Below are 16,329 nucleotides of genomic sequence, written 5' to 3' on the forward strand. Positions count from 1 at the left end.
GTACATCTATGGAAGAATTTTTACAGGAACTACCTAAAAAAGCCCAAGCGGTTAAAAAAGAAAATGTTTCTTATTTTAAAAGGTTAAAGAAAAGAACTCCGAAAGATTTAGATTATGTAATGCAAGATTTACATGATAAGGAGTTTGAACGTACAGATTGTTTAACCTGTGCCAATTGTTGTAAAACAACAAGTCCTATGTTTTTTGCTAAAGATATAGAACGTATTGCAAAGCATTTACGTATGAAAGAGCAAAAGTTTATGGATACTTATTTGGAAAGAGATGAGGATGATTGTTATGTGTTAAAATCGGCTCCTTGTACTTTTTTAGATGAAAGTGATAATACTTGTCTTATTTATGATGTTCGCCCAAGAGCATGTGCAGAATACCCGCATACTAATAGAAAAAAGTTTATCCAGTTAACAGATTTAACCATCACCAATTCCGAAATTTGTCCTGCTGCCTATAATATTGTAGAAGCTTTAAAAAAAGCTATTCCCTTAGATAGTACTCCTAAAAAACACAGATAAATACATGAGGATTCTTAGGACTTCTAAAGTTTTTGGATTTTGCTATGCTGATGAACTTCAAGAAAGTGAATTTTTTGCCAAGAATTTTAGTGTTTCTATTCAAGAAAATAATTTGATTTTTTCTTTTGATTTTATGAGAGGTTTAGATTTACAAAAAATTAAATCAAATATAAAAGACTATCGTTTTTTTGAAATAGAAGATGTTTATTTGAGAAATAAATTAATAGAGGTTGTTAAAGAAAACAATCATATAAAAAAAATGAAACTTACTATTGGGGAGTATAGTAGTTATATAAAAGAATTAAAATTTAATCATAAAGGTTTTGTTATAAAACTAATTGCATAAAAAAAAGCCACACAATTTGTATGGCTTTTAGTTTTCTTTAATAGGTTTTTATGGGTAAGTATTAAAAATCGTATCCTAAAGAAATTTGTAAAACTCTGTTTTTTTGATTTTCTTCATCATATACTTTTCCTAATCCAAAGTAATATCTGGCACCAATATTTATACCTGAATCAAATTTAAAACCAGTACCTATATTGGCTCCCCAATCAAAATCGTTTGGTGAAATATCATTAGTAACATCAAAAAAATCAAAATCAGCATCTATTTCTTCTTTATGAGAAACTGCAACTCCTATTTGTGGTCCAGCTTCAATGTAAAAATTATCCGTAAAATATCCCTTTAACGAAATAGGAAGATTTAAATAATCTATTTTTTGTGTAAAATCTCCGTTGTCAGTTTCAATTTTATATCCTTGTTGAGAATATAAAAGTTCAGTTTGTACAGAAAAACGTTCTTTTAAAAATATTTCATTGTAAAAACCTACATGGAATCCATGTCTTTGATCTACGTTGGAGTCTCCATCAAACTGAGCGCTAGCCAAGTTGTAACCACCTTTAATACCAACGCTAGATTTTTTGTACAAATCTTGTGCATGAGTAGTTATTGATATAATAGACATTACTATGGTTGATAAAATTAACTTTTTCATGGTCTTTTAATTTTTTTAGGGGTTATTTATTAAAATTGATATCTAATACCTAAAGCGGCATCTAAATCTAATCCATCAGAATAATCGTTGTTAAAACTTACCTCTGGTCTTAAATCTAAAGAGATTAACAATGGAATTTTAAAATTGTACTCAATACCAATATCACCACTAGCTACTACAAAAACTTCATCATTAGCATTGATATTATTGTTGTCAAAAAAACCAACTCCACCACCAGCACCTACATACCAGTTAAATCTGTTTTCAATAGGATATACCCACTGGTGTAAGGCTGTAAATTTCATAGCATCAAAATTTTCGGTATCTCTCCAACCCAAGTCTAACTCTAAACGTGTAGCGTTACCTAAAGCTCTTTGATATGAAATTTCAGAACCAAACCCATCGTTGTCTCCAGCTCTAATACCAATAGCATTTTTAGAAATAATTTGTGCATTTGCTGTAAAAACTCCTAAACCTAGTAATAATAACAAGGTTGTGTATTGTTTTTTTCTTTTTAAAGATACTTTCATCATAATTGTTTTATTGTTTATACCTGCAAAGTTAATGGAGAAGCTAGATGTATTTGTTGATGAAGATTTGACTAAAAATTGATCTTGGTCAATTTATGGATGTAAAGTGTAGTAATTACAAGGCTTATAGTTATATTTGAGAGTAGATATAAAAAATGTTATGCCCAAAAATCATGTTTATAGTGAAAAATTCACTTCTATATTAAACAACTTGTTTCACGGAGTAATACTTATTAATCAAAAAGGAGTTGTTATAGAATTTAATAAATCCAGTTTGGTGTTATTAGGAATATCAAGTAAAAAATTTGAAAATAAAAAGTTAAGTGATGTTTTACCCAAAGAATATAGAAGAGCGTTTGAAAAATATTTTAAAAACTGTTTTGATGTAGAAACTAGGAATTATGGTAAATACGAAGTTGCTTTAAAAAGAAAAAAAGAAATTAAAATTTTAGAGATAGATTGTAATCAAAATTTTTATTCAGAGGAAGATCATGAGTTATATACTATTGGATTGATTAACGATGTTACCAAAAGAAAGAAATTAGAAAAAGAACTAGACAGGCAAACAAAGACCAAAGATTTAATTATTGAAAAACTTGAAAGAGAGCAGGAGTTAAACGATATGAAATCTAGATTTATATCTATAGCTTCTCATGAGTTTAGAACTCCTTTGGCAGGAATATTATCATCAGTAGATTTAATAGAACGTTACTTAAAAAATGATGATCAACTGTGGCAAAAATTTATTCATCAAACAAAAGTGGACTCTCATGTTGTAAAAATAAAAACATCTATAAAAACTTTAACAGCTACTTTAAATCAATTTTTATCATTAGGGCAATTAGAAGAGGGGAAAATAGAATATCAAGAAGAAGTTTTTGATTTAAAAGAAATGTTAGAAAATCACATAGATGAGTTTTCTACTTTAACCAAAGAGAATCAAATCATTCATTATAAGCACAAATGTAAAAAGACAATTGTTTGTTTAGATAGAAATATTTTAAGGCATGTAATGAACAACTTATTGTCTAATGCTGTAAAATATACTCCAAAAAATAAGAATGTATACATTACCTCTAATATTCAAAAAAATAACATTTCTATTACTGTTAAAGATGAAGGAATGGGAATTCCTATAGAGGATCAGAAAAACTTATTCAGAAGATTTTTTAGAGCTAAAAATGTAACCAATTTACAAGGAACCGGTTTGGGATTAAATATTGTAAAAAAATATGTAGAGTTAATGAATGGTACCATATCATTTAAAAGTAAAGAAAATATAGGAACTACATTTACGTTGTCTTTTACAATAGATAAGCTTAATGAACACAATACCAATTTAAATATTTTATTAAAGGATTAGATATGAAAAAGATATTAATTATTGAGGATGATGTTATTATGAGAGAAAATATTTCAGAATTGGTTGCATTAACCGGTTATGAAGTTGAAACAGCTGAGAATGGTAAAGATGGAATTGAAAAGGTTGCTAATTTTTTTCCAGATTTAATTGTTTGCGATGTAATGATGCCAGAATTAGATGGTTATGGAGTTTTATATATTTTAAGTCAGAAACCCGAAACAGCCTCTATCCCTTTTATTTTCTTAACAGCAAAATCTGAAAAAGAAGATTTTAGAAAAGGAATGGAACTAGGTGCTGATGATTATTTATTTAAACCTTTTGAAAGTACTGAATTAATTAGAGCTATAGAAAGTAGGTTAAAAAAAATGGAGTTGTTAAAAGAGCAATACAATCCTAAAAGTATGCATGCTTTTTTAGAAACGGCTCAACAAGTAGTTTCTTTAAAAGATATTAAAGAGAAATCTAACATTTTTAAATACGCATCAAAAGAGAATATATATAAAGAAGGGGAGCATGTACATTATGTTTATTATATAGAAAAAGGAAAAATTAAAACCTATAGATATAATGATGACGGAAAAGAATACATAACAGCGGTGTATCAAGAAGGTGATTTTTTTGGATTTCAACCTGTTTTTGAAGAAAGAACCTATGATGAAATGGCCGATACTTTGGCCGATACTGAACTAACTAAAATATCTAAAGATGATTTTTTAACGCTTATTTATGAAAATAGAGTCGTGGCCAAACAATTTATGATGTTAATCTCTAAAAATTTAAGTTCTAAAGAAGAAGATTTAATGTTAATGGCATATAGTTCGGTAAGAAAAAGAGTTTCTAAAAAATTGCAAGAATTGTTAATAGAAAAAGATGAAATCACTTTACAAAGGTCTGATTTGGCTAAATTAACGGGAACAACGAAAGAAAGTTTAACAAGAACATTAACAGAGTTTAAGAATAGTAATATTATCAAAACAGATGGTAAACGTATTATTTTACTAGATAGAAATAAACTTCAACAAATGGACTTAATTTGGTAAGCGCTGTTAGAAAGTTGATGTAAATCAACATTAGTAATGACTAGAGTCAATCTATATACTTTTATTAGTGTTTAATTTTGTTATTAAACAATAGAAGCTAATAAAACAATGTTAAGAACAAAAACTATTCTTTCTGAAAATGATTTTAGAATCCTAGCAGGAACTATAGATTTTAATTGTGTTTCTTTTTATTGTTCCTTGAGTAATAATATATCAAACACAAAAAATATTTTCTTAGAACTGTTAGAAAGATTAAAAGTAAAGTTAAAGGTTAAACGTGTTACGGGAGAATCTTATTACAACATTATTAAACCATTAGAACAGGTTTACCACGATGTTGCTTTTTGGGAACAAAAATTAGTGGCTAATAATAAAATATTAGTCATTTTTTTAAATGAAAATAATATGACTTCTTTTTTATTAGAAAAAGAATTAAAATCTAGCGTACACTTAACTTCAAACTATTATTTATTACCACTTTTTAAAAGCGTAACAAATCAACAATTACAACAAGATTCTTCAAGAATTAAAGAAGTATTATTTGATGAAGAAAAAACAACAAATAGATTAGAAAAAATTATTCCATTAGCATACGATGGTAAAATAGAAACCTTGTATGTATCTTCTAAAAATGGTGTTTATGGTGTTTACGATGATGTAAATAAAACCACCATGATAGATAATGAAAAAAATAGTGGAAACATGTCTCTAATTAATTTAGCAGCAATTACTACTTATTTGCATAGAGGCAAAGTCTTTTTGCTAGATCCTATAGATATGCCAACAAGTGGAGTTTCTATTCAAGCAATTTTAAAATCATAAACATGGACAATTTTAACTTAAACGAATCATATCATCTAATAGTTGATAAACTAGTCTCTTGGTATAAAGTCCTTATAACCATGTTGCCAAACATGTTGTTAAGTATAATATTGTTAATTATTTTTTACTTTATATCAAAACTAGTTAGGTCTCTAGTTAAAAAAGGAGTACAAAGTTTTATACATAATTTGGCTTTGGTAAAATTAATAGGTACTCTATCTTTCTTTATCATTTTTAGTATCGGTATTTTTATTAGTTTAAGTGTGTTAAAGTTAGACAAAGCTGTTACTTCTCTTTTAGCAGGTGCTGGGGTTGTTGGTTTGGCATTAAGTTTTGCTTTTCAAGATTCTGCTACTAATTTTATTTCAGGAGTTTTTATGGCGGTAAGAAAACCATTTAAAATTGATGATGTAATAGAAACAGCTGATGAAATGGGAATTGTAAAACATATCAATTTAAGAAATGTAATTATGTATTCTTTTAATGGGCAAGAAGTAATTATTCCCAATAAAGATGTTTATCAAAATAAAGTTAGAAACTATTCGGCATTAGCACATAGAAGAATAGAATTAAATTGTGGAGTTACTTATGATGCTGATTTAGAAAAAGTAATAAAAGTAGGAGAAGAGGCTATAAAAAGTTTAGATTTTGTAAGTAAAAGCAAAGAAACTAACATTTTCTTTAATGAGTATGGAGGAAGTTCTATTAATTTTACTCTTTATTTTTGGATAGAAACCAATGATCAGCCAGGTTTTTTAAAAGCAAGAAACGATGCACTTATAGCACTTAAAAAAGCTTTTGATAAAAATGATATTGGAATTCCATTTCCTATTAGGACTCTTGAGTTTAAGCCCAATCAATTTAATAAAGCGCTTAAGAGTATTTCAATAGAAAATAGTAGTACTAAAGAAAACAATAATAACGATACCAAATAAAACCAAAATAATTGAAACTATTAAAAATTAATTATATAAGATATGGAGCCTATTCAATTTTTTTATTGTTGGCCTGTGTATTTATTTTAAAAGAAGCTAAAATTGTATTAGCTCCTTTAGTTGTTTCAATTTTATTAAGTTTTGTTTTAAATCCTGCACTTGAAAAAATAAATCATTTTGTAAAAAACAGACTTGCCTCTACCATTATATTATTATTGGTTTTATTTTCGCTTATAAGTGGTGTACTTTCCCTTTTAACAATACAAATATTAAGCTTTTACGAAGATTTCCCTGATATTAGTGAGCAAATGGTTATTGTAACCAAATCAGTAGAAGAATTATTAGAAGATAATTTAGGGATTAGAAATGTAAAAGTAAATGAAAAATTAGACAATGCTACAGAAACATTTTTAAATTCAGGAACTAATTTTTTTGGAACAGTATTAGATAATATTGGTGATTTTTTAGTTTATTTATCAATAGTACCTATTTATGTTTTTTTTCTGTTGTATTACAAAACCAACATTATAAACTACGTTAAAAAGATTTTAACACCTTTAAAAATAAAAGCATCTCCGGTTATTAAAGAAGTTTCAATTATTATTCAGGATTATTTGAAAGGAATGATGATTGTAATGTTAATATTAGCCGTTTTAAACTCCTTAAGCTTATTAATTTTAGGGGTTCCATACGCAATTGTTTTAGGAGTTATAACAGCTCTATTTACCATTGTTCCATATATAGGAGTTATTGTAGGTGGTTTATTAGTGTTATCAGTTTCTTTATTTACACAAGGAGATCCAGAAACTTTGTATTATATATTGGTAATGTTTGGAGTTATTCAATTTATAGAAGGTAATTTTTTAACACCAAAAATAGTTGGAGATAAAATAAACATCAATCCAATGTTAGCTATTTTGGCTTTATTAATAGGAGAACAATTATGGGGTATTGTAGGAATGGTTATTGCACTTCCTATTACGGCAGTTATTTTGATAATAATTAAAAATATTAATAAAGAAACTTTTTATCCTAAAGGAGAAGAATTGTTAAAATTATAAAGGGTAGAGTAAATATTTAGTTCTAATTAGTTTGAATTTTTCAATTTCAGATTGCCAGCTTTCCTCAATCTTCTTAGCCGTAAAACCTTTTTTTAATTGATGTTCTAAAATAGTATCTCCGGCATGAATGGTAAAAGTAGCTCCAAAGAATTTTTCTTTATTTTGATATTTTTGATAAGCATCTACTAACCATTCTATATTTACTTTATTTAAATATAATGTGGTTTTTAAATCAACACCATAGCATAACTTGTTTTCATCTTTAGGGTGTTTACTTCCCTCATTTGGATGAGGTGTGTAGCTAAAATCTGTTTTAGGAAACAAAGCACTTCCGTATTGTTGAAATTGATATTCCGTTCCTCTACCAGCATTAATAGGAGTTCCTTCAAAAAAACCAAGACTAGGGTATAAGTTTATTGCTTTATCGTTAGGCAAGTTAGGAGATGGTTTTATAGGAAGATGATACGTACTTTGATGCGTGTAATTTTCTAACTCAATGACTTTTAAATCACACTGAATACCATTCTTTAACCATTTTTCACCATTAATCATTTTAGCATATTCCCCAATAGTCATTCCGTAAACCAATGGAACAGGATGTTTCCCTACAAAAGAACTATGTTTTGGATTTAACATTGGCCCATCAACATAATGTCCGTTTGGATTAGGTCTATCAAAAACAATTAGCGGAATGTTATTTTCTGCACAAGCCTCCATTACATAATGTAAGGTTGATATGTATGTATAAAATCTTACACCTACATCTTGAATGTCAAAAATCATCAATTCTAAATTTTGTAAATCCTCAGTGGTTGGTTTTTTGTGTTTTCCGTATAGAGATATAATAGGTAAACCAGTTTTAGAATCTAAACCGCTAGCTACATGTTCTGCTGCATCAGCTTTTCCTCTAAACCCGTGTTCTGGAGAAAAAACTTTGTTTATTTTTATGTTTAGTTTTAATAAAGAATCAATTAAATGAGTATGTCCATCTTTTTTAAAAATAACAGAAGTCTGATTGGCAACTACACCAATTTTAAACTTTTTAAGCAATGGTAAATAGTTGTTTGTTCTGTTAGCGGCAACCAAAATTTCTTTATTAACAGATTTATTTTGTGCTTTACAAGAGGATAGTGTGGTAAAGCAGAAAAAGACAAGAATTAAAAATGTATTTTTGAAAACCAATTTAAAAGGCATAAGCATTTGAATTTCGAATTATTTATAGCAAACAGACTTACAAGGTCTCAGGAATATAAAAATAGTGTTTCATCTCCAATCATAAAAATAGCAATTATAGCTATAGCATTGGGTATGATGATGATGATAATTTCTATAGCTACAGGAATTGGATTACAAAGAAAAATTAGAGATAAAGTAGCAGGGTTTAATGGTCATGTAGTAATTAGTAATTACGATAACAACCAATCTAAGACGACACAGAACCCCATAAGTATTCATCAAAATTTTTATCCAAAGTTTACTACAGTTTCTGGTATTAAGCACGTTCAGGTTTTTGCTACACGAGCAGGAATCATTAGAACAGAAGACTCTTTTGAGGGGGTTGTTTTAAAAGGAGTTGATAAAGATTATGATTGGTCTTTTTTTAAAGAGTACTTGCAAGCGGGAAGATTACCTGTTTTTAGTGATAAAGCATCAAAAGAAGTATTAGTCTCTAAAATAATTGCTGATAGAATGCAGTTTAAATTAGAGGATACTTTTGATACTTATTTTATCAAAGAAGATCCAAATACAATGCCTAATAGAAGGGTATTTAAAATTGTAGGGATTTATGATACAGGTTTTGAGGAGTTTGATAAAAATATTATGATTGGTGATATCAATCAAATCAGAGGTTTAAATAAATGGAAAAATGATCAGGTAGGTGGTTTTGAAGTTTTTGTAAACGATTTTAATGAAATTGATAGCAAATCAAAAGAAATATATCAAGAAATTGATGTAACCTTAGATAGCCAAAGTTTGTTTGAACAATACCCACAAATTTTTGAATGGTTACAATTGTTTGATGGAAACATAGCTGTCATCATTATTATTATGATAGTCGTTGCAGGAATTAATATGATTACAGCTTTACTTGTGTTAATTTTAGAAAGAACACAGGTAATTGGTGTTTTAAAAACGTTAGGAGCTAAGAGCTGGTCTATCCGTAAAATATTTTTGTATAACGCTTCTTATATTATTGGTAGGGGATTGTTGATAGGAAATATTACAGGATTGCTTGTTATTTATTTACAATATCAGTTTAAGTTTATAGAATTAGATCCTCAAAATTATTATGTGCATGTAGCTCCCGTATATATTACATTTACTCAAATTGTAATTCTAAATCTAGGAACGCTTATTTTGTGTGTATTAATGATGTTAATTCCGTCTTATATTATTACAAGAATTAGTCCAGCTAAATCTGTAAAATTCTCATAAAAGCTTACATAAACACTGTGTTAAAATGTTTTTTGTCAGTTTTTAAATAATCATACTTTTTTAAATTGCAAAAAAAACTCCTCCATTGGGGATGGAGGAGTTTTCAAACTAACTAAAACTATCTAAACTATGAAAAACTATTTTGTTTTACATTGAATAGATATTCAATTAGTGTGCCAATAACTACTTTTTTGAATAAAATTAGTGAGGATTTTTACTTGAATTTTATGCATAAAAAAACCTCCATTGGGGGTGGAGGTTTTTTCAAACTAACTAAAACTATCTAAACTATGAAAAACTATTTTGTTTTACATTAAATAGATATTCAATTAGCGTGCCAATAAGTATTTTTTGAATAAAATTAGTGGAGATTTTTACTTGATTTTTATGCATAAAAAAACCTCCATTGGGGGTGGAGGTTTTTTCAAACTAACTAAAACTATCTAAACTATGAAAAACTATTTTGTTTTACATTAAATAGATATTCAATTAGTGTGCCAGTAACTATTTTTTTGAATAAAATTAGTGAAGATTTTTACTTGAATTTTATGCATAAAAAAACCTCCATTGGGGGTGGAGGTTTTTTCAAACTAACTAAAACTATCTAAACTATGAAAAACTATTTTGTTTTACATTAAATAGATATCCAATTAGCGTGCCAATAAGTATTTTTTGAATAAAATTAGTGAGGGAATTTTACTTGATTATTATGCATAAAAAAACCTCCATTGGGGGTGGAGGTTTTTTCAAACTAACTAAAACTATTTAAACTATGAAAAAAACTAAGAAGTTTTCTTGTTAAGTGGTTTAACAACTATCGTGCCAAAAGTTAGTTTACGTGTTTTTTTGCATGATAAGATGATCTTACCAAGGCAGAACTTTCTACGTGCTTAAATCCTAAAGATTTAGCGTACACTTCATATTCTTTAAATAATTCTGGTGTAATATATTCTTTTACAGGTAAATGCTTTTTACTTGGTTGTAAATATTGCCCTAAAGTAACAACATCAACATTGGCATTTGCTAAATCTCTTAAGCTTTCAAAAACTTCTTCTTTTTTCTCACCTAAACCTAACATAATACCAGATTTAGTTCTACGTTGTCCTTGTGCTTTAATATATCTTAACACTTCTAGACTTCTGTCATATTGTGCTTGTATACGTACTTCACGGGTCAATCTACGAACTGTTTCAATATTGTGAGAAATTACTTCTGGAGCAGCAGCAATCAATCTGTCGATGTTTTTAGTATCTCCTTGGAAATCTGGAATCAAAGTTTCCATGGTTGTATTAGGATTGGCTCTACGGATGGCAGCAATGGTTTCTGCCCAAATAATTGATCCACCATCTTTTAAGTCATCTCTATCAACCGAAGTAATAACGGCATGTTCAATACTCATAATTTTAATAGAACGTGCTACTTTTTCGGGCTCATCCCATTCTACTGTTTCTGGTTTTCCGGTTTTTACACCACAAAAACCACAAGATCTGGTACAAATATTTCCTAAAATCATAAAGGTAGCAGTTCCATCTCCCCAACATTCTCCCATGTTAGGACAACTACCACTGGTACAAATAGTGTTTAGTTTATATTTATCTACCAATCCACGTAATTCAGTGTATTTTTTTCCAACAGGTAACTTAACTCTTAGCCAATCTGGTTTTTTATTTCCAACAGGAATAGTTCCAGGATTTGTAGTTGTTTGTGCTTTATTTGGTAATACAGATTTAAATGTAGTTGCTTCCGTACTCATATGTTTTTATTTGGGCTGTAAAGATACAAAAAGTGAATAGGATGAAGTAATAACTACAGGAATAATGAAACTTCTAACGAGATTCTCTTTTTTTGTAAAAATATTCACCAACAAAGCATAAAGCAATAATAGAAAGTGCTACAATTACTCCTTCCATATTATCTTTAAATTGTTGCACTAATAAAATGATAAAAGCTAAAAGACATAAAATAAAACCAATTAGTGGAATTGATTTTTTACTATTAGTGTTCATCGCTAATTTATATCCAGATAAATTAACCATGGCAAAAATTAATAAAAACCCAACGCTACCAGCTGTTGAAATACTTTCTAGCTTTAAAAAATTAGTAAGGACTAAGGTTAAAATAGAAGTAATTAACAATCCAATAGGTTGATTCCATAATTGTCCTGTTAACTCATGTGGCAATTCGTCATCTTCTGCAATTTCATAACTCACTCTACTACCACCATATAAAGAAGCGTTAATGGCAGAAAAAGTTGAAATTAATGCTGCTATGGTAATAATAGTAAATCCAGTGTTTCCTAACATGGGTTTTGCAGCTTCTGCCAATACATAATCTTCGGCTGTTGCAATTTCATCAAAGGGCAAAGATCCAACAGTTACGCAGGCAATAATAATGTATAAAGCAATTACAAAAAGTACTGAGTATGAATAAGCTTTTGCGATGTTTTTTTTAGGATTTACAATATCAGGTGCAGCATTTGCTATCAATTCAAAACCTTCGTAAGCTACAAAAATGACCATTCCACCAGCCAGTAAATAAATAGGGTTTTCCCAATTTTCTGGAGATAGTTGATGAAGATTAGAAGTGTCTACCACAGTCATTCCGTAAAATCCAATGCCAATAAAAGCAATTAAAATAATAAGTTTAATAACGACTGCATAAGATTCAATTTTACTTACTACTTCAATGCTATAATAGTTAATAGCTGTGGCTAATATGATGATAGCACTTGCGTAAATATGAAAATCAATATTTTTATTAGCTGTAATTTCCCATAAATTAGGGGCATAGGATCCGAATGCTGAAGCATAAAGAGATAACATGATGATATAACTAATCCAAAGTAAATTGTTAATACCACCACTAAAAACCCCTTTATTAAAAGCTTGGTTAATAAATTTTACCGTACCACCTTTATCAGGATAAACTACAGAAAGTTTAGCATAACTGTACGAAGTAATAAAAGCAATAATTCCTGCAAATAAAAAAGCTAGGGGAGTTCCTCCTTTAGCGATTGAAACTGCCAATCCTAGAACGGCAAAAATTCCACCACCTACCATTCCTCCAATTCCAATAGAGATGGCTTCTTTAAGTCCGACTTTATTTTTCATATGTGTTTAAATTTAGAATAACGTAGTTAAATACCATGCACTAAATCCGATTAAGAATAATATCCCTAACCAAGACATGATTTTTAAAAATAATTTAGGTTGATATGCTACGGGAGTATGTTTACTTGTTATTAATTTATAGTTTAAAATAGCAAAGAATGGAGCGGTTAAAAAACTTAAAATCGTGGCTATTTTAATTAAGTTTAACATCTGATCTGTAAAAAAAGAAATTAAAATAATAGTTCCGACTGATAAAAATAAAATCCACAGAGCATAAGCGTGTTTAGAGGTTTTATAATTTAATAATTCTGCAGTAGTTTGCATGGCTCTTGGCGAGGCGTCTAAAGCAGTAATAGTTGTACTAAACATGGTGGTAAAAGCGGCAATAGCAATAAAAATAAAAGCGGTACCTCCAATGTTTTTGGTGTAGATTTCTATTAATTGTTTGCTAAAGCCTAAAGCTCCGTTAGAAAAAACTTCTCCGCTATTAAACATCACCAAAGCTCCCATTCCTAAAAAACAAGCACCGAGAATTAATGTTGAAATATATCCTACATTAAAATCCAATAAGGTTGTTTTTAAACTTCTTTTTTCTGTGGATTGATTTTGTTTTGCTTGAGACCATAAGGATTGCCAAATGGAAACATCTAAAGGAGCGGGCATCCAGCCTAAAAAGGCAATTAAAAAAGCCATTTCTACGCTTTCAAAATGAAATTTCTGAGTCAAGTTAATAGGAGTTGTGTTTTTAGACGAAGCAATAAATAAAGCTCCAATAGTAGTAATGGTTAAAGTTAATACAATAATTTTCATCACCTTGTCTAAAAATTGATAACGACCAATAAGTAAAATAATAGCACTAATTAAAGTGATGATAATACTTACCGTAGTAGCACTTCCTGTAAAACCAAAAATATTCATGGCCAAGCCAGCGGTAACTAGAGTAACGGCTGCTTGAATAGTAAACATAGAACAAAAGTTAATGATATAATATGCGACCAAAGTTCCTTTGTGTAGTTTGCTGTATCCGCTTAATAAATTATCTCCAGTAGCATTGGCGTAACGAGCACCAAATTGAAAAAATGGATATTTAACAATGTGTACTGCCACCAAAGCCCACAATAAGCTAAAACCAAAATCTGCACCTGCTCTTGTGGATTGTACCAAATGCGATACACCAATGGCAGCTCCTGCAAACAATAATCCAGGACCAAAGGCTTGAATTTTCTCTTTAATTGTCATTTTCTGAGTTGGTAATAATTTCTGCTAGTAATTTCTTAGCTCTTAAAAGTTTTACCTTCACATTATTAATAGGTTCATCAAGGTGATTGGCAATTTCAATATAAGTCATGTCCTGAAAGTACCTTAGGTTAATGACTTTTTGATATTTAAGTTTTAATTTTTTAATATTTCTTTTAAGTTCTGCTAAATTTTGTTCTATGATGATTTTATCTTCAGGAGATGGATTTGCATCAGACAAAGCATAAACCTCTCTGTTTTCATCTTGTAAAGAAATGGTTACATTTTTTTGTTTTCTTAACTCATCAATTAACAGATTTTTGGCAATGGTAAATAGCCAAGTTCTAAAACCATAATCATCATTATAAGAATCAATTTTATCAAAAGCTTTGGAAAAAGTAATAATAGTAATGTCTTCTGCATCAATAGAGTCATCACTTATTTTAGATTGTAGAAATGTAAAAACATCGTTCCAATATAAATTTAAAAGATAATTATAAGCGGTTTGATCTCCCTTTTTAGCAGCTTTGATATGAGTAAATAAAATATCTTGTGAAATCATGACCACTTATGGGGTTTATTGATTTTGTTATAAAGAAAAATATATAATTGAAAAAATAACAAACAGATATCTAAAACAGGGATGAGTAAAATAAGCCCTTTTTCTTTTAATTTATTTGATGCAATTCCCACAACAATATATTCACTTATAAGTTTAATTGCAATTAATACAGTAATAATTAATTGATAATTAGTGTTTTCTATATAAATAAGGCTTGCAGGTAAAACCAACCAAAAAAGTAATCTATTAAAAGCATATAGTCCTAATAAAAATTGATGCATTGGTTTGTACAAACTAGCAGTACTTATATGTCTTCTTTTTTGGGTAGCCCAACTTTTCCAATCCTTTTTTGGGGGAGATACAGTGTGTGAATTCTCGTTAAAACAAATAGCGGTGTTTTGTTTGTTGGCAATTTGGTTGATTAACAAATCATCATCTCCAGACATGACCCTAATATGTTGATGAAACCCTTTGTTTTTTAAAAAGACTGCTTTGCTGTACATTAAATTTCTCCCTACGCCCATGTATGGTACACCTATTTTGGCAAAAGAAAAATATTGTAAAGCGGTCATTAAGGTTTCGTAACGGATTACCTTATTTAAAAAACTGTTAGAAATATTTTGAAGAGCTCCATACCCTAGAACAATTTTAGTGTCTCCTGTAAATTGATTGGCCATTTCTTGAATCCAATAATCACTTTTTGGTTTACAATCGGCATCGGTAAAAAGTAAACAATCGTTAGTAGCAGCTTTAATTCCAAGAGTTAATGCATATTTTTTATTTCCATAAAAATAATCTGTTTCTTGAATGGTTACTACTTTTACAAAATCATATTTTGCTTCATATTCTTCAAAAATAATAGCAGTTTCATCGTAAGAACGATCATTAATCAACACCAACTCAAAATCGTCATATTTTTGATTGACCAAAAAAGGTAAATAAGTTTTTAAGTTTACTTCTTCATTTTTGGCACAAACAATCACCGAAACAGGAATGTTATTTTTGACTTTTTGTGGTGTTTTAGTAAAGTTAAAAAAGTTAAACACAAAGGTGTAGTAACCAAAATGTATAACAGTAATCAGTATACAAATTGATAAAAGGAAAATGGTCATAAAGGCCTATGCTATGAAAATTAAATTATTTATTCTCGCAATCTTCGGGCATTTTACCACAAAAACCACAAGGCTCACCAGAATCATTAAAATTAGCATTTTGACTAGCACAAGTTCCAGAGAACTTCCCGTCTTTTTTACCCCATATTTTAATAGCAATTCCTGCAAAAGCCAAGGCTAACAAACCAAATGAAATTAAGAATATTTTCATGAAAAATAATTTTAACAAATATACAATTTTTAAGCTTAATCTAAATTCATAAATATAGATTAAGCTGGTGTGTTTTTAGTAGGTGTTATTTGTGAAAAATTACATTATTGATAAAGACTTTTTTTAGGATTTTAATAAGGTTTAAATCCTAAAAAATGTTGATAAAACTGTTTTAATTAAGAGAATGTGCTTTTATATCAATAAAATTTAAAAAAGATATGTAAGTTAGAAATGTTGTGTTTTATGTTTTGAAAATGAGTATATTAGTGTTGTTTTTTGTAGCTTTAAAAGGACTGGTTTATGATTGATCAGTGTTAATTTTTTGTTACATCTCCCGTCTATACGGATGAGTTTTTGTAAATTTGTGTAAATTTTAACAAAAAATA

At 28.9% G+C, this 16,329-nt stretch carries 17 protein-coding genes; 8 read left to right on the forward strand and 9 right to left on the reverse strand.

Annotation, left to right across the window (positions count from 1 at the left end; genetic code table 11):
* Positions 1 to 8: 8 nt before the first annotated feature.
* Both BUB70_RS08865 and BUB70_RS08870 read left to right on the forward strand, forming a co-directional pair.
* A complete protein-coding gene (locus BUB70_RS08865; protein ID WP_073120663.1) occupies positions 9 to 530 on the forward strand; it encodes a YkgJ family cysteine cluster protein in 522 nt (173 codons plus the stop codon).
* 4 nt (positions 531 to 534) lie between these two features.
* On the forward strand, positions 535 to 876 hold the full coding sequence (locus BUB70_RS08870; RefSeq protein ID WP_073120665.1) for a hypothetical protein: 342 nt from the start codon (positions 535 to 537) through the stop codon (positions 874 to 876).
* Between the two features lie 61 nt (positions 877 to 937).
* Here BUB70_RS08870 and BUB70_RS08875 read toward each other — a convergent pair whose 3' ends face one another.
* Together BUB70_RS08875 and BUB70_RS08880 are read right to left on the reverse strand one after the other, a co-directional pair.
* Complete coding sequence (locus BUB70_RS08875) at positions 938 to 1,525, reverse strand: porin family protein (RefSeq protein WP_073120668.1); 588 nt, start codon at positions 1,523 to 1,525, stop codon at positions 938 to 940.
* A gap of 29 nt (positions 1,526 to 1,554) precedes the next feature.
* The gene (locus BUB70_RS08880) at positions 1,555 to 2,055 is read right to left on the reverse strand and encodes a hypothetical protein (protein ID WP_200777490.1); all 501 of its coding nucleotides are present in this window, start codon (positions 2,053 to 2,055) and stop codon (positions 1,555 to 1,557) included.
* Between the two features lie 160 nt (positions 2,056 to 2,215).
* Here BUB70_RS08880 and BUB70_RS08885 point away from each other — a divergent pair, with 160 nt between their 5' ends.
* The 5 genes from BUB70_RS08885 to BUB70_RS08905 all read left to right on the forward strand — a co-directional run bounded on the left by BUB70_RS08885 (position 2,216) and on the right by BUB70_RS08905 (position 7,276).
* A complete protein-coding gene (locus BUB70_RS08885; protein WP_073120673.1) occupies positions 2,216 to 3,418 on the forward strand; it encodes a PAS domain-containing sensor histidine kinase in 1,203 nt (400 codons plus the stop codon).
* A gap of 2 nt (positions 3,419 to 3,420) precedes the next feature.
* Entirely contained in the window at positions 3,421 to 4,458 is a 1,038-nt protein-coding gene (locus tag BUB70_RS08890) for a response regulator (RefSeq protein WP_073120675.1), read from the forward strand.
* Positions 4,459 to 4,566: 108 nt separating this feature from the next.
* Positions 4,567 to 5,280, forward strand: coding sequence for a hypothetical protein (locus BUB70_RS08895; protein WP_073120677.1), 714 nt, complete (start codon positions 4,567 to 4,569; stop codon positions 5,278 to 5,280).
* 2 nt (positions 5,281 to 5,282) lie between these two features.
* Positions 5,283 to 6,215, forward strand: coding sequence for a mechanosensitive ion channel family protein (locus BUB70_RS08900; protein ID WP_073120679.1), 933 nt, complete (start codon positions 5,283 to 5,285; stop codon positions 6,213 to 6,215).
* 11 nt (positions 6,216 to 6,226) lie between these two features.
* Complete coding sequence (locus tag BUB70_RS08905) at positions 6,227 to 7,276, forward strand: AI-2E family transporter (protein WP_073120681.1); 1,050 nt, start codon at positions 6,227 to 6,229, stop codon at positions 7,274 to 7,276.
* Here BUB70_RS08905 and BUB70_RS08910 read toward each other — a convergent pair.
* Complete coding sequence (locus BUB70_RS08910; RefSeq protein ID WP_084730245.1) at positions 7,271 to 8,470, reverse strand: exo-beta-N-acetylmuramidase NamZ family protein; 1,200 nt, start codon at positions 8,468 to 8,470, stop codon at positions 7,271 to 7,273. The genes BUB70_RS08905 and BUB70_RS08910 overlap by 6 nt on opposite strands.
* 6 nt (positions 8,471 to 8,476) lie before the next feature.
* Between BUB70_RS08910 and BUB70_RS08915 the strand changes: the two genes are divergently transcribed.
* Positions 8,477 to 9,712, forward strand: a complete 1,236-nt coding sequence (locus BUB70_RS08915) for an ABC transporter permease (protein ID WP_073120686.1) — start codon at positions 8,477 to 8,479, stop codon at positions 9,710 to 9,712.
* An 829-nt stretch (positions 9,713 to 10,541) separates the two neighbouring features.
* Here BUB70_RS08915 and lipA read toward each other — a convergent pair.
* From lipA to BUB70_RS08945, 6 genes are all read right to left on the reverse strand, one after another.
* Positions 10,542 to 11,465, reverse strand: coding sequence for a lipoyl synthase (gene lipA, locus BUB70_RS08920; RefSeq protein WP_229742969.1), 924 nt, complete (start codon positions 11,463 to 11,465; stop codon positions 10,542 to 10,544).
* A 73-nt stretch (positions 11,466 to 11,538) separates the two neighbouring features.
* A complete protein-coding gene (locus tag BUB70_RS08925; protein WP_073120688.1) occupies positions 11,539 to 12,822 on the reverse strand; it encodes an APC family permease in 1,284 nt (427 codons plus the stop codon).
* A 12-nt stretch (positions 12,823 to 12,834) separates the two neighbouring features.
* The gene (locus tag BUB70_RS08930) at positions 12,835 to 14,061 is read right to left on the reverse strand and encodes an NRAMP family divalent metal transporter (RefSeq protein WP_073120691.1); all 1,227 of its coding nucleotides are present in this window, start codon (positions 14,059 to 14,061) and stop codon (positions 12,835 to 12,837) included.
* Positions 14,051 to 14,620, reverse strand: a complete 570-nt coding sequence (locus BUB70_RS08935; RefSeq protein WP_073120693.1) for an RNA polymerase sigma factor — start codon at positions 14,618 to 14,620, stop codon at positions 14,051 to 14,053. The genes BUB70_RS08930 and BUB70_RS08935 overlap by 11 nt, the downstream gene beginning before the upstream one ends.
* The gene (locus BUB70_RS08940) at positions 14,617 to 15,732 is read right to left on the reverse strand and encodes a glycosyltransferase (protein ID WP_073120696.1); all 1,116 of its coding nucleotides are present in this window, start codon (positions 15,730 to 15,732) and stop codon (positions 14,617 to 14,619) included. The genes BUB70_RS08935 and BUB70_RS08940 overlap by 4 nt, the downstream gene beginning before the upstream one ends.
* A gap of 25 nt (positions 15,733 to 15,757) precedes the next feature.
* On the reverse strand, positions 15,758 to 15,943 hold the full coding sequence (locus BUB70_RS08945) for a membrane or secreted protein (protein WP_073120699.1): 186 nt from the start codon (positions 15,941 to 15,943) through the stop codon (positions 15,758 to 15,760).
* Positions 15,944 to 16,329: the final 386 nt, after the last annotated feature.

Source organism: Wenyingzhuangia marina (assembly GCF_900130035.1).
Classification (GTDB): domain Bacteria; phylum Bacteroidota; class Bacteroidia; order Flavobacteriales; family Flavobacteriaceae; genus Wenyingzhuangia; species Wenyingzhuangia marina.